The following is a 15,087-nucleotide window of genomic DNA, read 5'->3' as shown; positions in this document are numbered from 1 at the left end:
GCCGGTTCACCCGAACCGGCCCGCCGCGGGAGCGCCGGTCCCTGAGCGCGGTGGGTGATCAGGCCATGGCTTCGGCCTCTTCGCGGGTGCGGACCGGGTCGGTGCCCGGTTTGTAGGTGGGCACGGTGGGGGCGCTGGTCGTGCCGGCGGCGACCCTGGCCTGCGCCTGGCGGAACTCCTTGATCGGGCCGATGAGCGACTGGGTGCCGTTGAACAGCAGCCGCAGGGCGGCGCGGCGGGCCTCCCGCTCGACGGGGTTGGGCGGCCGGTGCATGACCATGCGGGCGGCCCAGTCCGGGAGGGTGTCGCGGATGGCCCAGTCCATGAACGGGCCGGTGAGCAGCGTGGTGGAGGTGTCGCGCAGGTTCGGCCCGGTGCGGGCGGCATGGCCGGGGGTGACGGCCAGGCGGGGCAGGGCCTCCTTGAGGCATTCGAGGGTCTCGGCCTTGGTGGTGGGCAGGTCGGTGCCGCCGAGCGCGTGGCCGACGCGGACGAACTCGCCGTAGTAGCGGTCCAGCTCCTTCCCGCGCAGCGGACGGGGGTGGTAGCGCTCGTGGGCGGTGGCCAGCCCCCACACGACGGTGGCGTAGTTCCAGCGCAGCCACTGGGGGTCGTCGGCGTCGTAGGGGAGGCCGTCGGGGCGGGTGCCCTTGATCGTGTGGTGCATGGCGCGCACGGTCCTGGCGAGGCGTTCGGCGGTCGCGGTGGAGCCGTAGGCGGTGCCGATGAAGAACGACAGCGAGTGGCCGAACCGCACGGCGGCCCCTTCGGGGTCGATCTCGCCGGTCGGCTTGCCGTCGGAGTCCTTGGCGGTGAGCCGGGAGTGCTGGACGCCCATCCAGTAGATGCTGGGGTCGAGTGCTTCCAGGAAGGCCGCGCACGCCAGCCCGAAGGACAGCAGCGGCGTGTGGGAGTGCACGTACCACACCGCGCTGTCGGGGCCGAACCAGCCCGGGTCGCCTTCGGGGGTGGCGAATTCGAGTCCCCTGAAGAAGCGGGATCGCACCTGGGTGTCGAAGTGGCGTTCGAGGCGTGCGGCGAGGGTCCGGGCGAGCTTGTGGCGCGGCAGGGTGATCATGGCCGACTCCCAAGTCTGGCTACAGGTGTATCCAGAATAGGGCAATTCTGGCCACAGGTGTAGCCAGATTTGCGCGGATAGGCTGGGCCGGTGGCGAACGAGACGCAGACCGCGGCGACCCGCTGGGCGGGAGTCCCCCTGGCCGCCCGGCGCGACGAGCGCCGCGCCCGGCTGGTGGAGGCGGCGTTCGAGCTGTTCGGCACCCAGGGCGAGGCGGGGGTGTCGGTGCGCGCGGTGTGCCGCGCCTGCAACCTGCACGCCCGCTACTTCTACGAGAGCTTCTCCGACACCGGCGAACTGCTCGGCGCCGTCTACGACAGGGTCGCCGCGGAGCTGTCCGAACGGCTCCTGGCGGCGCTGGAGGCGGCCGGCGACGACCTGGCGGAACGCACCCGGGCTGGCATCCGGACCGTGCTGGACTTCAGCTCGGCCGACCCCCGCCGGGGCCGGGTGCTGTTCACCGAGGCCCGCGCCAACCCGGTGCTGGCCGCCCGCAGGCAGGCCGCCCAGACCGCGCTGATGGACGAGGTCCTGCACCAGGAGGCCCGGACGCGCCCCGCCGTCGATCCGCGGCTGGCGCGGGTGGGGGCCGCCATGTTCACCGGCGCGATGGTGGAACTCGTCCAACAGTGGCTGGCCGGCAGCCTGGGCGACGACCTGGACGCCGTCGTCGACCACGCCACCCTGCTGATGGCCCCCCACCTCCCGTGATGGCCTGACGGCGACACGGCCGGTGCCCCGCAGGCGTGCGCCGTCCTCTCGGCCCCCCGGCACGGCGAACCGGTGGGCGGCTGCCCTGGAGAAGTCTGGTAGGCCCTGATCGGCCCCCGAGTGGCGTGTCTTGCGCGTAGTGCCCGACCAGGGCCTGATAACCGCTGGGCGTCGCCTTCGCCGCGTCAGCGGAGCGAGTCACCTGACTTCTTCCAGGGGAAGGGACTTAACGCGATCTTGTGTTCCAGAGGCGGTCCTACGGCCCGCCGGAAGGCGGCGAGTCGACGCCGTCGGCGTGGCTTCCTGGTTCAGCGCGAAACGACTATCCAGGAGTCTCCAGTAGAGGCGGAGTCGCCCCCCAGGTGGCAGCCGAAGCGTCGTCGTGATCGTGGGGACTCGGCCCATCCTGGAGCACCTCCTTCGCCTGCCCGCTCGCGGCCACAGTCCTATCGAGCACGTGGCGGCACTCCGAGCGGCTGGTTCGACGCATCGACCGATGGAAAGAGTCTTCCGACGTCGTCCTGCCGCAGGCGTTCAGCAGTTGTTCGACCAGCGATGGCTGGTGATGTTGTCGTTCGCCCACTGCCCCTGACCCCGCTTACCGTCCCATGGGAAGTAGACGGTCAGCAGGGAGATGTAGAGGCCGTTGCGCACACACATGCCCGAGCCGAGGTAGTTAGAGCTGAAGTACAGGTCGACGTCGTCGTACGTGCCGGGATAGCCGAGGTTTGCCAGGGCGCTTGCCTTACCGTTCATGTTCACATTGGGACTGGACCCGGAGCAGGTCGACCAGTCCGGGTCGTCCACGCCGGAAGGCCAGCGGCACCAGTCGCCGCTGTGGTCCCTGTTCTCCCATGCATAGAAATAGCCGTCCACGGCCGCCGTGGAGATGGTGCCGGGTGAGTTTACGGTGGTCGCCTGTGCGATTCCGGGGGTGGTGGGTAGAGCCAGGGCCGTGAATGCCAGGGCCGTCGCTGCAATGGTGGTCTTGTTCACTTCTACTTCCTTCTCGGCTGGGGGGTTTCAACGTTGTGCGGGTGCACTTGCCGTTTGACGAGGTGGCCGTTTACGGGTGGGGATGGGGTGGGGCGCCGGTGGTCGGCACGGTGAGTGCTGGAGTGCATGGAGGACACCGGTCTGTGGAGTGACGATGACCGTGGTTGTGGACTGGCTGTCGGCGGGGGTGCTGGTGATCGCGGCGGCGCGATCACCAGCACCCGGGACACCGGCGCTGTCTGGTGCGGGTCTCAGCAGTTGTTCGACCAGCGGTGGCTGGCGATGTTGTCGTTCGTGGACTGGCCCTGGCCGTCCTTGCCGTCCCACGGGAAGTAGATGCCCGTCAGGTTGTTGAGGTACCGGCCGTTCCACAGGCAGATGTTCGAACCGGTGTAGTTCGGGTGGTAGAAGAGGTCGACGTCTTCGTACGCGCCGGCGTAGCCGCGGTTCTCCAGGGAGCTTGCCACGTTGCGCATGTTCAGGCTCGACGAGGACCCGGAGCAGGTGGACCAGTTCGCGTCGTTTCCGAACCAGCGGCACCAGTAGCCGCCGCGGTCCTTGTGCTGCCACGCGTAGAGGTAGCCGTCGGGAGCCGCCGCGGCGGCGGAGCCGGGCGAGCTGTGCACGGTCGCCTGTGCGGCGCCGGGGGCGGCGAACAGGGCCAGGATGGTGAATGCCGCGGCTGCCAGGACCGCGTTGATCTTCTTCATTCTCGTCTGCCTTTTCTCGTGTCGGCCGCTTCGGCCGGTCTCACTTGTTTCGGACGATGGAACGAGCGCGTTCCAGTGCGGCGACTTCAAGTCGCATCCTGGTGCGCACGTCGTCTGCGTACGTGCGCCGCAGTCGCTCGCCGTATCGCTGCTCCAGGCGCTGGGCCGTGCTGGACAGCCCGCTGCTCCTCGCGCATCCGGCCTCGGCGACCGCCGTGCGCACTTCGGTCTTCCGCGGTCGCGCCTTGCCCGGTTTCATGAACGAGGCGCGTGCCGCATTCGGATCGCTGTAGTTGAACCCCCTTTCCTTCATGCATCTGGACCACTCCTTGACCGACTTGGCGAATTCGGCATCGGCGGTGGTCTGTCTTTGCTGGAGGCTGGTGAGCGCCTCGGTGATCGTGGAGACGCGGAACCAGACCTTCAGGTCCCCGTAGAGCTTCTTCTGTGCCTGTGCGGTGCAGCCGTCGTCGATGCGGCCGACGGTCATGCCGTTCGGTGTCTTGACCTCCAGGCGACGCGCGGATCGCCTGCCGTGGAGGGCATCCAACGCGCGCTGCCGTTGTGCCGGAGACAGCCCGGCGAAGTACCGCCGGTTCGGGTCGGATGCCCGCAACCGTTCGCGTTGGGCCTGGATGTCGCTTCCATAACCGTGCCGGGAGGCCCACTCCACGTCGTCGACGACATAGGGGAAGTCGCGGTCCTCCGGCAGCGGTCGCCGGGGCACCACCCACGTTTTGAAACCGCGGGCCGCCATGCAGGAATGTGTCAGCAGCTCCTCGGCGTCGTGCAACAGGTCCTTCTCCTGCTCGGTGAGGGGCCGTGCGGCGCCGACGGAGGGCCGGCCGGGAGCGGTGTCGTACACCGTGTAGTAGAGGACAGGCCCCAGCGCGACCCCCGCCAGCATCGCGACGACGGTTCGCCGGCGCAACCGCATGCCGTTCTCCTTTCCGTTCGGTGTGCCCGCTGGGCCTCACTTTTCCGACACAATGCTCGGCTTCTGGTTCCTGGGTGGTCGCTTCAGGGGCGTGGCGCGGCCGAAATGACGGACTGATAGGCGTTGGACGATTTCCTGGTGGCTGCGAGGCGTCAGATGTCCTTTCCTGTCCGGGAGGGCGAGGCCGCCTTGCCGGAGCGCGGGATCTGGATCACCCGCCCGCGGCGTCGAACATCAAGATGTTTCCGCGGGGCACCGCCGCACAACCCTTTTCAGATATGCCTGAAAGGCGTGTCGCATCGGTTGTAGCAGGGGCGTCGTGGCGGGTCGTGTACGCGAGCGCGCGCAAGCGGCCGCGAGTGCGCAGGTGCGCACCACCGCGCAGGTGCGCACCTGTACAAGCCGATCGTTCCGGTCGAGCATGGCCGTGTGGAACGTCACCTGAAGCGGCACCTTCCGTATCCCTATGACCAGGACCTGTCGGGCGTGCTACGACGGCTCAACCGCCGCACGCCCGCCAGCCGCCACAGGCTGGCCAACGATCCGGTGACCGCCGCCTACCTGGCGGCCGGCATGCGGCTGATCGAACGGCATCTGGGGCCGCCCGCGGTGCGCACCCTCACGGACCCCGAGGACGAGACGACCATCGAACGTCCGCTGCTGAGCTTCCTGTCCCAGCGCGCCGTCGCCAAGGAGGTCGGGAACAACCCCGCCCCGTTTCCGCAGATCGGCAGCGTCTCCACGCTGCGATCGACGTGGAGGTGCCAGTCGGACTACATCGCCGACCTGCTGCGGTTCGGCCTGTGGGCGTACCACCCCACGCACTGCGACGCCGCGGAGGCCGCCGACATCCTCGACGACATCTGCGGCGGACCGGACTTCGTGCAGGCGATCCACCGGCTGGGCTTCTGGAACGTGCTGACCCTGGTGGACCGCCCCAGGTTCCGCCTCGAACTCTTCGCCATGGCCGCGGCCGACGGCGACGAGGTGATCCAGCAGGCGCTGACCGAGAACTACCGGGAACTGCTGGACCCCTGGACGGACATCTGCGCCGACCTGCTGGCCGCACGCGGCCTGCGGCTTCGTCCCGGGATCACGATCGAGGACTTCGTCGATCTCATCACCGCGGTGATGGAGGGCGTCGCCCTGCGCTGCCTCGTCGACCCCGAAACGCGTGTGATCGACCGGGCCAGGCAGCGGACCCTGGCCGGCACGGGCCTTCTGGCGCTGATACAGGGGTGCGTCGAACGAACCGACCAGGCCGACGGTCGGTCGTTGGAGGAAGCGGTCCACGACCTCATCTACCGGCTTCCCGTGGACGTGCCGCTGACCGCGGACGCGCTCGCCTGACCGGGCTCAGCGCCCGAGGCCGTCGTCCACGGTGGCGTTCTCCGGCGTGAGTTCCACACCGGCCGCGGCGGCCTGCTGGATGAGCAGAACGGCGAAGTCCTCGTCGACGTGGCCGGCGTCCACGAGGGACCGGACGAGCCGCGCCGTCAGTTCGACGACCGGCATGGGGACGTCCAGGGTCCGCGCCGCCGACAGGCCCAGGTCGAAATCCTTGTTCAGCAGCGGCGGGGTGAAGGTGGGCGTGAAGTCGAGGTTGACGAACGCGGGGGTCTTGTAGCGGGTGAACACCGAGCCCAGCACGCTGTTGTTGAGGAATTCCAGGACGGCCCGGCGGGGGACGCCGCCCTTCTCCGCCAGCACGGTGATCTCCGCCAGGCCCTGCGTCAGCACGCCCAGCAGCAGGTTGTGCGCGATCTTCACCAGGCGGGCGGAGTCGCCGTCGCCCATGTAGCTCACCGAGCCGCCGATGCGGGCGAGCAGGGGCGCCACGCGGTCGTAGGCGTCCCGGGGCCCCGACACGGCGATGGCGAGCCGCCCCGAGCGGACGGCGCCGGGGTTGCCGCTGACCGGCGCGGCGAGGAACGCCGCTCCCCGGTTGGCGCACGCCCGGCGGGCGGCGGCCGACGTCTCCGGCGACACCGTCGAGCAGTCGACGACGACGTCCGGCACCGGGCCGATGCCGGTGAGGAGCCCGTCGTCGCCCGTCAGCACGGCTTCGAGGGCCGCGTCGTCGCTGAGCATGGTGAACACGACCCGTTTGCCGCGCAGTTCGGCGGGTGAGCCGGCGAGGGCCGCGCCGCGGTCGCGCAGCGGCTCGGCCTTGGCGATGGTGCGGTTCCAGACGGTCAGGGTCGCACCGGCATCGGCCAGGCGTTCGGCCATGGCGGTGCCCATGCGGCCCGTTCCGATCCAGCCGACGTCCATGTCCGCTCCTTGTCAACGCGTTGGCGGCCAGGGGGTTTCGGTCTCGTTCACGAACCAGACGCCCACCGCGGGGATGTCGCCGTCGTTGTGGTAGCGGTGCGGCGTGACCGACGGGAACGACACCGAGTCGCCCGGCCGCATCCGGTGTGTGTCGAAGCCCAGCGCCAGGGTCAGTTCCCCCTGGATGAGGTACCCGTGCTCGACTCCGCCGTGGCGCATGAGCTTGCCGGACGCGGACGATGACCCGCCCGGGGCGTAGGTGACGAGCAGGAAGTCCACGTCCGTGCCGGGGACGTGCCCCAGCCGCTCCCACGTCACCCCCGACTCCAGCTCCAGCACTTCGCGTTCCCCGCGCCGCATCACCGGCCCGGAAGGGCGTGCTTCGGCTGCAACCGCGTCGGCGGGCCCGTCCGGCTGCGGAACCGCGCCGCTCAGGCAGACGCCGGCCGGCCCACGCGACGCGGCATCCGCAGCTGTGGGGGCGGTGTCGAAGACGTCCTCCAAGGAGATGCCCAAGGCCTGAGTGATGGCGAAGAGGGTGCTGACGGACGGCTGGCTCTTGCCCGTCTCGATCTGCGACACCATGCTCGCGGACACCCCGACCGTGCGTGCCAGGGTGCGCAGCGTCACACCGCGCTTGAGGCGCTCCTCGCGGATGCGCGCGCCGACCAGCGGAATCGACATTTTCCTCCCCCTCCAGGCAGAGCGTACAGGTGTTCAGTAGCACTTGACAGATATGTTCACTAGTACTTGATTGAAGGGGGCGGTTCCGGGGGCTCCCACCATCCCCGAGCAGGAGGCGACCATGACCCATCGCATGCTCCTCCGTGGTGGCCACGTGCTCACCATGGATTCGCACTGGTGGAGGACTCCAGCGACCGCCTCCTCGCCCGGCGTGACGGTGCGGCACTTGGTGCGCGGGGCGGCGGACGCCGAGTCCCCCGCCGCGCGCCGCCGGACACCGGCGCCGGGCCGCGGTCGGCGAGGACGCGGGCGCCGTGCACACCGGCTTTGCGGTCTGCGGACCCGCCGCCGCGGCCACGCGGGCTGCGTGCACTCGTCCACCGATCCGGGCCTCGGGCGCGTCCGCCGGCTGGAGACCCGGGCACCGCCCCCGCCGCATTCCTACAGATTTCGTTCGCAATTGGGAGCCGCTGCGCGGCAAAGGAGCAACCTTATGACGACCATCGTGATCGTGGGCGGCACGTCCAGCATCGGCCGCGAGATCGCCCGGTACCACGCCGACCGCGGCGCCGAGGTGATCATCACGGGGCGGGACGCGTCCCGCGCCGAAACCGCCGCCAAGGAGATCGGCGGCCGTGCCCGCGGCCTCGCCCTCGACCTGGCCGAACCCGGCGAGATCGCCCCCGCGCTCGCCGACGTGGCGCAGGTGGACCACGTGGTGCTGACGGCGATCGAACGCGACCGCAACACCGCCGCCGACTACCGGCTGGACGACGCGCAACGCCTGGCCACGCTCAAGCTCGTCGGCTACACCGAGGTCGTCCATGCGCTGCTGCCGCGCATCAGCCGCGACGGGTCGGTCGTCCTGTTCGGCGGCCTGGCCAAGGACCGCCCCTACCCGGGGTCCACGATGGTGTCCGCCGTCAACGGCGCCGTGGTGGGGCTCGTCCACACCCTGGCCGTGGAGCTGGCGCCGATCCGCGTCAACGCGGTGCACCCGGGCATCATCGGCGACAGCCCGTACTGGCGCGACAAGCCCCTCGACGCCGTCGTCTCCCGCACGCCCGCCGGGCGCCTGGCCACCATGGACGACGTGGTCGACGCGGTCGCCTTCCTGCTGCGCAACCGGGGCGTCAACGGCGTCAACCTCACCGTCGACGGAGGCTGGCTGCTCACCTGAGCCCGCCCGCGCCGTGCCGGAGGGTTGAGCCGGCGGGGGCCGGATACGGCAGAGGTGTCGCGGGCGGTGCGGCGCCGCCGCGCGGACCGAGGGGGGCGGACGGATGCCGCTGATCAATGTGAAGGTGATCGAGGGTGTGTTCAGCGAGGAGCAGAAGGCCGAGATCGTGCGGCGGCTGACCGACGCGATGGTCGCGGTCGAGGGCGAGAACATGCGCTCGCTCACCCTGGTGATCGTCGAGGACGTCAAGAGCGGCTCCTGGGGCGTCGGCGGCCGGCCGCTGACCACCGAGGCCGTGAAGGCCGTGGCCGCGGGCCAGGTGCCCGGCTGACCGGGCCCGTCCCGGGCCGCCGGACCGCCGGCGGCCCGGGACGACGACCGGCGCGAACAGGCGGCGGACGGCCGCACCCGGCCAGGCCCGGCGGACGGCGGAAAAGGCGATGACCGGGCCGCGGCGCGCGCCGATAATGGCGCGATGGTATGGGTGGCACCGGAAGTCGCACCGGAGCGCGGTTGGACACGGCACCTGACCGGTGACGAGCGCGAACTGCTCGACTCCTGGCTCGACTTCCACCGGCAGACGCTTTTGTGGAAATGCGGCGGCCTCACCGAGGACCAGCTGAAAATGCGCGCCGCCGAACCGTCGGACCTCACGCTCCTCGGCCTCGTCCGCCACATGGCGGAAGTGGAACGGGACTGGTTCCGCTACCGCTTCGCCGGTGAACGGCCCGGGTACCTCTACGTCTCCGACGACGACATGGACGCCGAGTTCACCGTCGACGGCGCCGACGCCGAGGCCGACTACGCCGCCTATCTCGCCGAGATCGAGACCGTCCGCCGGACGACCGCCGGATGCTCCCTGGACGAGACGTTCGTCGATCCGCGCCGCGGAGTGGAGATGAACCTGCGATTCGTCTACACGACCATGCTCCAGGAATACGCGCGCCACAACGGCCATGCCGACCTGCTGCGCGAACGCATCGACGGCGCCACCGGCCACTGACGCCCATGTGGAAGAACAGCGAGGGCCCGTCGTGACGTGGAGAGCCCCTCACCGGGGGCTCTCCACGTCAGGGAGCGGTCAGGAGCTCTCGACCCCGTACAGCGCGACGATCGTGGCGCGGGCCAGGGTGTGGGCGGTGATGTTGAACCCGACCACGGCGGGCGAGGCGTCGGAGTCCAGGCCCAGCGACTCGACGTCCAGGGCGTGCACGGCGAACACGTAGCGGTGCGGGTCGCCGGGCGGCGGCGCGCTCCCGCCGTAGGCCTTGATGCCGTAGTCGTTGCGGGCGTGCACGCCGACCTTGGCGTCCGCGGTGCCCGCGCCGGTCGGCAGCGAGGTGACGTCGGCGGGGACGTCGAACAGCACCCAGTGCCAGAAGCCGCTGCCGGTGGGCGCGTCGGGGTCGAAGCAGGTGACCGCGAAGCTGCGGGTCTCGGCGGGGAAGCCGGACCAGCTCAGCTGGGGCGACCGGTTGCCGCCGGTGAAGCCCCAGTCGTCGAACACGTGCTCCTCGCCCAGCCGCTGCCCCTCGGCGATGTCGTCGCTGGTCAGCGTGAACGACGGCACCTGCGGCAGGTAGTCGTACGGAAGGGGTGGCTTGGCGGCCATGCGACCTCCTCATCGGTTGATCCGTTTCCCGACCCCATCTGTACCAGGGGGCCCGCCGCGGGAGGGCGCACACGGCCCGCGACACCCCGCGGGGAACCCGGGAAGCCGGATTAGTCGTCCAATATCGGTCACTTCACTGGAAAACAAGTGACGTGGTGTGAGGGGGACGTCACGCTGTTCACCGAGCATTCGTCGTCCGTCGTGGGGGTGACCGCTCGTCCATGAACACAGAGGGACGCCCCGCGTACGCGGACCGGCTGGCGGGGTGGCTGGCGCGCACCGCGGACCTGGCGGCCGACCACGACCTGCACCACGTCGCGGTCGAGCTGCGCGAGCTGGTCCGGCGGGACGGCGCGCCGCCGCGGGCCGCCGTCCTGGGGCAGCCTTCGGTCGGCAAGTCCCGGCTGGTGAACGAGCTGCTCGGGGTCACCGCCGTGGCGGAGTCCGCGGTGTCGCGGCGCACCCGCCCCATCGTGATCAGGGCGGCCGCCGCGCCCGCCGGGGAGCTGCCGTCGATCGAGGACGCGCTGGGCGCGGACGCGCCGGCGCCGGCCCGCGACGTGGTCGAGCTGGAGCACCCGTGGCTGCGCTCCACCGGCCTGGAGATCGTCGAGACGCCCGGCATGGGCGGCGGGCCGGAGCATGTGGACGCGGCGTCCCGGCGGACCGCGCGGCACAGCGACATCGCCGTGGTGGTCGTCCGGGCGCGCGGCGGGATGACCGTCCCGGAGCGGGACCTGCTCGGCGAGCTGGCCGGCGCCCCGTCGGTCGGCGCGGTCCTGCTGCTGGTGTCGATGCTGGACGAGCTGACCGGCGACCGCGACCAGGTGATGGCGCGGGTCCGGGCGCTGGCCCGCAGGATCGACCCGCGGATCGAGGTGCTGCCCGCCGGCCCGGACCCGGGCGCCGAGCTGCGGGCGCGGCTGGGCGAGCTGGCCGGGGCGCTGAGCGATCCGGTGGCCCGCTCGATCAGGCTGCTCAAGACCCTGGTCGGCGCGTGCGCGGCGCTGGAGGCGCACGCGTCCGAGCGGCTGCGCGACCACGCCGGCGCCGCGGCGGAGCGGGCCGAGGCGCTGCGGCGGATCGAGCTGCAGCGCCGCGCCGCCGACGCCCGCTGGGCCGTCGTGGAGGTGGAGCTTGACCGGCGCCGCAGCGAGCTGCGCCGCCGCGTCCTGGCGCGGTGCGAGCAGGCCCGCGGGCGGGTGCTGGACGCCGCCGAGACCCGGCTGGCCGACGCCGAGGACCTGCGCGCGGCCTGGCGCGACGGGGTGCTTCCCGAGCTGGAGGACGGGCTGAGCAACGCCGCGCGGGAGGTCACGGAACTGGCGGTCGCCGAGTTCACCGACGCCGCCGAGCGGGTCGACGCCGAGCTGGCCGAGGTGACCGGGCCGCTTCCGCGGGACGAACTGCGGGAGGTCGTCGCGCGCGCGGACAGCGGCGGGCGCGGCGTCCTGGATCCGCGGCCGCGCGTCGAGGCCCTGGCCGCCGAGCGGCCGCAGGCCCTCGGCGCGGTGGTGCTGGACGTGTGCCGCGGCCTGCTGGAGGTCGTCATCCAGGCCCTGCTGCCGTTCGGCGCCGCACCGGAGGCGTCCGGCGGCCTGCTGGACAAGGGCCAGGCCGCGCTGCGGGAACGGCTGGTGAACCGGCGCCGGGCCGAACTGCTCGCCGCCGTGCGCGACGCGATCGACGACTTCTTCCGCGGTCTGCTGGACGCGGTGGACGAGCACGCCGCCCCCTGCTACGCCGAGCTTGTCGAGCGCGCCCGGCGGCACCACGAGGCGTGGTGGCGGGCGCGGCTGGACACCTGGAGCGACACGGCCGCTCCCTGGGCGCGCCTGCACGTCGAGGCGCTGCGGCTGAAGGAGGAGATGCAGGGGCGGCTGGTCGAGCTGACCACCGGTGAACACGAGGGGGACGCGCAGTGAAGCAAGGTCGCCAACCGCACGGCCCGCGGCCGGAGAGCGGATTCACGTCCTGGCAGGAGCGGCGGCAGGCGCTCGGTGCGCTACTGAGGGAGGCCAGGGCCGTGGCCGAGGAACTGGAGCAGGCGATCCGCCCCGATCAGCGGGCAGCGCACTCGGCCGTGCTGGGCCAGGCCGCGCAGGAGCTGGACCGCGAGTCGTTCCGCGTCATGGTCTTCGGCGACTTCAGCAGCGGCAAGAGCACGCTCATCAACGCGCTGCTCGGCGAGGACGGCCTGCTGCCGACCAAGGAGAACCCGACCACCGCGTTCACCACCGTGCTGCGCTGGGGCGAGGTGCGGCGCGCCGAGCTGTACCGCGGAGACCTCGACGACCGCGGGCAAGATCCCGAGCGGGTCACCGTCGAGGAGTTCCAGAACCAGGTCGCGCTGCGGATCGACGAGAGCGGTGAGCCCGTCGAGAGCCCCTACTCCGGAGCGGTCGTGTACCTGCCGTTCGAGCTGCTGCGGTCCGGCGTCGAGCTGATCGACTCGGCGGGCACCAACGAGAGCGCCGCACGCGAACGGGCCACGCTGCAGCTCCTGCCGCGGGTGGACGCGATCATCTTCGTCACGCCCGCGCGGGGCGGGTTCAAGATGCACGACCAGGAGCACTACCTGGACATGCTCCGCAAGCTCGGGCACGACGACATCTTCTTCGTGGTCAACCAGTTCGACCTCATTCGCGAGAGGGACCGCAGGGAGGTCCGGCTGCGCTGCGGCCACATGGTGTTGAAGATGGGCGGCCGGACCGACCGGCGGCTGTTCTTCGTCAGCGCGCTGGACGCGCTGGAGGCGGCGGACGACGCCGAACGCGAACGCTCCGGGGTGCCCGCCCTCATGCGCGAGCTCAGCGACTTTTGCCTGCACGAACGCAGTCGCATCAAGCTGCTGCGGCCCGCCGAGGCGCTGCGCCGGCAGGTCCGCGAGCTGCGCAAGCGCATGGCCGACCGGCGCAAGATGCTGACGCGCGACGCCGACCAGCTGCAGACCGGGCTGAATGCCGCGCACGAGACGCGCGGGCAGCTGCAGTGGACGCTGGAGCGGATCGACGAGGTGCTGCGGTCCTGGGCCGAGGAGACCGAACAGCAGCTCGCCGAGACCTTCGAGCAGCACATCCGGGAGCTGGTCGCCGAGGTGCCCTCCTGGCCGCTGCCCGGGCGGCCGAAGACGCACCTGACCGGCCAGTCCCGCACCGATCGCCGGCGCGCTGCCGTCCAGCAGATCGACGACGCGCTGGAGCGGCGGTTGCAGCAGGAGATACACACCTATGTCGCCGACGAGAACGGGCTGGCCAAGTTCCTGTACGACCGGGTCGCGATGCTGGATTCCACGCTCAGCCCGCTGCTGAAGAGCTACGGCGCGGGCATGACAGAGCTGCGCAGCGCGCTGACCGGCGCGGTGGTCCTCGACTCCGATGTCGCGCTGCCCGATCTGACCGGCCTGCTCAACCTTCGGCTGTCGGCCGAGGTCTACTCGAAAACCGCTCCCGTGCTGTCGTGGGGAACGGCGGGCGTGGGCGCGCTGACCAGCGCCGGTGCGGTCGCGCTCGGCGGCACGGGCGTGGCTCTGCCGGTCGTGGCCATGATCGCCGCCATCGCCATGCCCATAGGCCTGATAGCTCTCGGGGGCGTCGTACCGTTTCTGCGCAGCAAGCTGAAGGACAGGCAGCTGCGGGATGACAGGGTCGCCGTGTTCCAGGAGGCCATGAACAGCCGCGCGGGCGAGATGGCGCGCGCGTACGCCGCCCACTACGTCGACCTGCTGCGCGCGTCGATCAGCGGCATCCACGACAAGTTGCAGGACGAGCTGGAAGGCACCATCAGCGAGGCCGAAAAGATAATCGAAGACCGCCGCAACGGCTTGATCGAGGCGGAGGACGAGCAGCGAAAGTTGGACTCATGGGAGGATTCGTTCCTCGCCATCGAGGAAAAGGTGAACGCGCTGGTCCAGGTGGTTCTGAGCGACATGCGCTGATGCGCTCCCCGGCCTGCGGGGCGGAGCACCGTGGACGAATGCGGTAGCGGGGCCGACCGGGCGGCGCCACCCTCTGCTCGCGGGACGGGCGGCGGATCACGGCCGCCGGACACGCGGACGGGCCCGGGGGTGTACCCCCGGGCCCGTCCGTGATGACCGTTTGGCGCGCGGCCGGCTACTTGCCGGTGGCCTCGGTGTAGGCGGACAGGACCGTCTGCGGGTCGCCGTCCATCTTGATGCGGCCCTCGTCCAGCCAGATGACGCGGTTGCAGGTCTCCTCGATCACGTCGAGGTTGTGCGCGACCAGGAACACCGCGCCGGCCTGCTTGCGCAGCTCGTCGATCTTGGCCTTGCTGCGCCGCTTGAACTTGGCGTCGCCGGTGGCCAGGGCCTCGTCGATGAGCATCACGTCGTGGGTGCGGGCCGCGGCGATGGCGAAGCGCAGCCGGGCGCCCATACCGGACGAGTAGGTGGACATCGGGTAGTCGATGAAGCCCGGCTTGAGGTCGGCGAACTTGACGATCTCGTCGTAGCGCTTCTTGGTCTCCTCCTGGGACAGGCCCATGGCCAGGCAGCCCAGGATGATGTTGCGCGAGCCCGACAGGTCGCGCATCAGCGCCGCGTTGACGCCCAGCAGGGACGGCTGCCCGTCGGTGTAGACGGCGCCGCGGGCCGGGGGCAGCAGCCCCGCGATCGCCTTGAGCAGCGTCGACTTGCCCGAGCCGTTGGTGCCGATCACGCCGATGGCGTCGCCCCGGTAGGCGATGAACGACACCCCGCGGACCGCGTGCACCTCCTTCATCTGCGGCCGGTTCTCCCGCCGCAGGATGCGCAGCAGCGCGGTCGCCGCCGTGCCCTTGCCGCCGCCGGCGCTGTAGACCCGGTAGACGATGTGCAAGCCGTCCACCACGACGATCGGCTCGCGGGTGGGGTCGATGACCACCTCGGGTTGCGCACCGCTCACCGCG

15 protein-coding genes are annotated in these 15,087 nt (G+C 71.0%); 7 read left to right on the top strand and 8 right to left on the bottom strand.

The genetic code is table 11. From position 1 onward, the window contains the following. Positions 1-58 precede the first annotated feature (58 nt). Positions 59-1,078, bottom strand: coding sequence for an oxygenase MpaB family protein (locus tag QSK22_RS23005; protein WP_285496389.1), 1,020 nt, complete (start codon positions 1,076-1,078; stop codon positions 59-61). Between the two features lie 90 nt (positions 1,079-1,168). Between QSK22_RS23005 and QSK22_RS23000 the strand changes: the two genes are divergently transcribed. After that, positions 1,169-1,789: a TetR/AcrR family transcriptional regulator gene (locus QSK22_RS23000; protein WP_285496388.1), complete on the top strand. Its 621-nt coding sequence runs from the start codon at positions 1,169-1,171 to the stop codon at positions 1,787-1,789. A gap of 534 nt (positions 1,790-2,323) precedes the next feature. Here the strand turns inward: QSK22_RS23000 and QSK22_RS22995 are convergent. The 3 genes from QSK22_RS22995 to QSK22_RS22985 form a co-directional block, all read right to left on the bottom strand. Continuing rightward, positions 2,324-2,785, bottom strand: a complete 462-nt coding sequence (locus QSK22_RS22995; RefSeq protein WP_285496386.1) for a hypothetical protein — start codon at positions 2,783-2,785, stop codon at positions 2,324-2,326. A 251-nt stretch (positions 2,786-3,036) separates the two neighbouring features. After that, complete coding sequence (locus QSK22_RS22990) at positions 3,037-3,495, bottom strand: hypothetical protein (protein ID WP_285496385.1); 459 nt, start codon at positions 3,493-3,495, stop codon at positions 3,037-3,039. Between the two features lie 40 nt (positions 3,496-3,535). Beyond that, positions 3,536-4,432: a hypothetical protein gene (locus QSK22_RS22985; RefSeq protein ID WP_285496384.1), complete on the bottom strand. Its 897-nt coding sequence runs from the start codon at positions 4,430-4,432 to the stop codon at positions 3,536-3,538. Positions 4,433-4,861: 429 nt separating this feature from the next. Here QSK22_RS22985 and QSK22_RS22980 point away from each other — a divergent pair, with 429 nt between their 5' ends. Continuing rightward, positions 4,862-5,782, top strand: a complete 921-nt coding sequence (locus tag QSK22_RS22980; RefSeq protein ID WP_285496382.1) for a hypothetical protein — start codon at positions 4,862-4,864, stop codon at positions 5,780-5,782. A 6-nt stretch (positions 5,783-5,788) separates the two neighbouring features. Here the strand turns inward: QSK22_RS22980 and QSK22_RS22975 are convergent, their stop codons facing one another. Together QSK22_RS22975 and QSK22_RS22970 are read right to left on the bottom strand one after the other, a co-directional pair. After that, positions 5,789-6,706 carry an NAD(P)-dependent oxidoreductase gene (locus QSK22_RS22975; protein ID WP_285496381.1) on the bottom strand — a complete coding sequence of 306 codons (918 nt, stop codon included), beginning with the start codon at positions 6,704-6,706 and terminating at the stop codon, positions 5,789-5,791. Between the two features lie 12 nt (positions 6,707-6,718). Then, the gene (locus QSK22_RS22970) at positions 6,719-7,390 is read right to left on the bottom strand and encodes a helix-turn-helix domain-containing protein (RefSeq protein ID WP_285496380.1); all 672 of its coding nucleotides are present in this window, start codon (positions 7,388-7,390) and stop codon (positions 6,719-6,721) included. A 493-nt stretch (positions 7,391-7,883) separates the two neighbouring features. Between QSK22_RS22970 and QSK22_RS22965 the strand changes: the two genes are divergently transcribed. The 3 genes from QSK22_RS22965 (at position 7,884) to QSK22_RS22955 (ending at position 9,573) form a co-directional block, all read left to right on the top strand. Beyond that, complete coding sequence (locus tag QSK22_RS22965; protein ID WP_285496379.1) at positions 7,884-8,570, top strand: SDR family oxidoreductase; 687 nt, start codon at positions 7,884-7,886, stop codon at positions 8,568-8,570. 103 nt (positions 8,571-8,673) lie between these two features. Further along, on the top strand, positions 8,674-8,901 hold the full coding sequence (locus tag QSK22_RS22960) for a tautomerase family protein (RefSeq protein ID WP_285496378.1): 228 nt from the start codon (positions 8,674-8,676) through the stop codon (positions 8,899-8,901). A gap of 144 nt (positions 8,902-9,045) precedes the next feature. After that, positions 9,046-9,573 carry a DinB family protein gene (locus tag QSK22_RS22955; RefSeq protein ID WP_285496377.1) on the top strand — a complete coding sequence of 176 codons (528 nt, stop codon included), beginning with the start codon at positions 9,046-9,048 and terminating at the stop codon, positions 9,571-9,573. Between the two features lie 78 nt (positions 9,574-9,651). Here QSK22_RS22955 and QSK22_RS22950 read toward each other — a convergent pair whose 3' ends face one another. After that, positions 9,652-10,182: a YbhB/YbcL family Raf kinase inhibitor-like protein gene (locus QSK22_RS22950; RefSeq protein ID WP_285496376.1), complete on the bottom strand. Its 531-nt coding sequence runs from the start codon at positions 10,180-10,182 to the stop codon at positions 9,652-9,654. A 221-nt stretch (positions 10,183-10,403) separates the two neighbouring features. On the opposite strand from QSK22_RS22950, the gene QSK22_RS22945 reads away from it, so the two are divergent. Together QSK22_RS22945 and QSK22_RS22940 are read left to right on the top strand one after the other, a co-directional pair. After that, a complete protein-coding gene (locus QSK22_RS22945) occupies positions 10,404-12,107 on the top strand; it encodes a GTPase (RefSeq protein ID WP_285496375.1) in 1,704 nt (567 codons plus the stop codon). A 101-nt stretch (positions 12,108-12,208) separates the two neighbouring features. After that, entirely contained in the window at positions 12,209-14,119 is a 1,911-nt protein-coding gene (locus tag QSK22_RS22940) for a dynamin family protein (protein WP_285496374.1), read from the top strand. 175 nt (positions 14,120-14,294) lie between these two features. Here the strand turns inward: QSK22_RS22940 and QSK22_RS22935 are convergent, their stop codons facing one another. Next, entirely contained in the window at positions 14,295-15,083 is a 789-nt protein-coding gene (locus tag QSK22_RS22935) for an ABC transporter ATP-binding protein (protein WP_285496421.1), read from the bottom strand. Between the last annotated feature and the right edge of the window lie 4 nt (positions 15,084-15,087).

It is taken from the genome of Actinomadura sp. NBRC 104425, assembly GCF_030269545.1.
Classification (GTDB): domain Bacteria; phylum Actinomycetota; class Actinomycetes; order Streptosporangiales; family Streptosporangiaceae; genus Spirillospora; species Spirillospora keratinilytica.
The sequence above is the reverse complement of the archived record's forward strand: the minus strand, read 5'-3'. Positions and strand labels throughout refer to the sequence as shown.

Excerpts from the sequence above, each read along its gene's own strand:
- QSK22_RS23005 (WP_285496389.1), bottom strand. The coding sequence starts at position 1,078 with ATGATCACCCTGCCGCGCCACAAGCTCGCCCGGACCCTCGCCGCACGC.
- QSK22_RS22990 (WP_285496385.1), bottom strand. The coding sequence starts at position 3,495 with ATGAAGAAGATCAACGCGGTCCTGGCAGCCGCGGCATTCACCATCCTG.
- QSK22_RS22985 (WP_285496384.1), bottom strand. The coding sequence starts at position 4,432 with ATGCGGTTGCGCCGGCGAACCGTCGTCGCGATGCTGGCGGGGGTCGCG.
- QSK22_RS22975 (WP_285496381.1), bottom strand. The coding sequence starts at position 6,706 with ATGGACGTCGGCTGGATCGGAACGGGCCGCATGGGCACCGCCATGGCC.
- QSK22_RS22970 (WP_285496380.1), bottom strand. The coding sequence starts at position 7,390 with ATGTCGATTCCGCTGGTCGGCGCGCGCATCCGCGAGGAGCGCCTCAAG.
- QSK22_RS22965 (WP_285496379.1), top strand. The coding sequence starts at position 7,884 with ATGACGACCATCGTGATCGTGGGCGGCACGTCCAGCATCGGCCGCGAG.
- QSK22_RS22960 (WP_285496378.1), top strand. The coding sequence starts at position 8,674 with ATGCCGCTGATCAATGTGAAGGTGATCGAGGGTGTGTTCAGCGAGGAG.
- QSK22_RS22955 (WP_285496377.1), top strand. The coding sequence starts at position 9,046 with ATGGTATGGGTGGCACCGGAAGTCGCACCGGAGCGCGGTTGGACACGG.
- QSK22_RS22950 (WP_285496376.1), bottom strand. The coding sequence starts at position 10,182 with ATGGCCGCCAAGCCACCCCTTCCGTACGACTACCTGCCGCAGGTGCCG.
- QSK22_RS22945 (WP_285496375.1), top strand. The coding sequence starts at position 10,404 with ATGAACACAGAGGGACGCCCCGCGTACGCGGACCGGCTGGCGGGGTGG.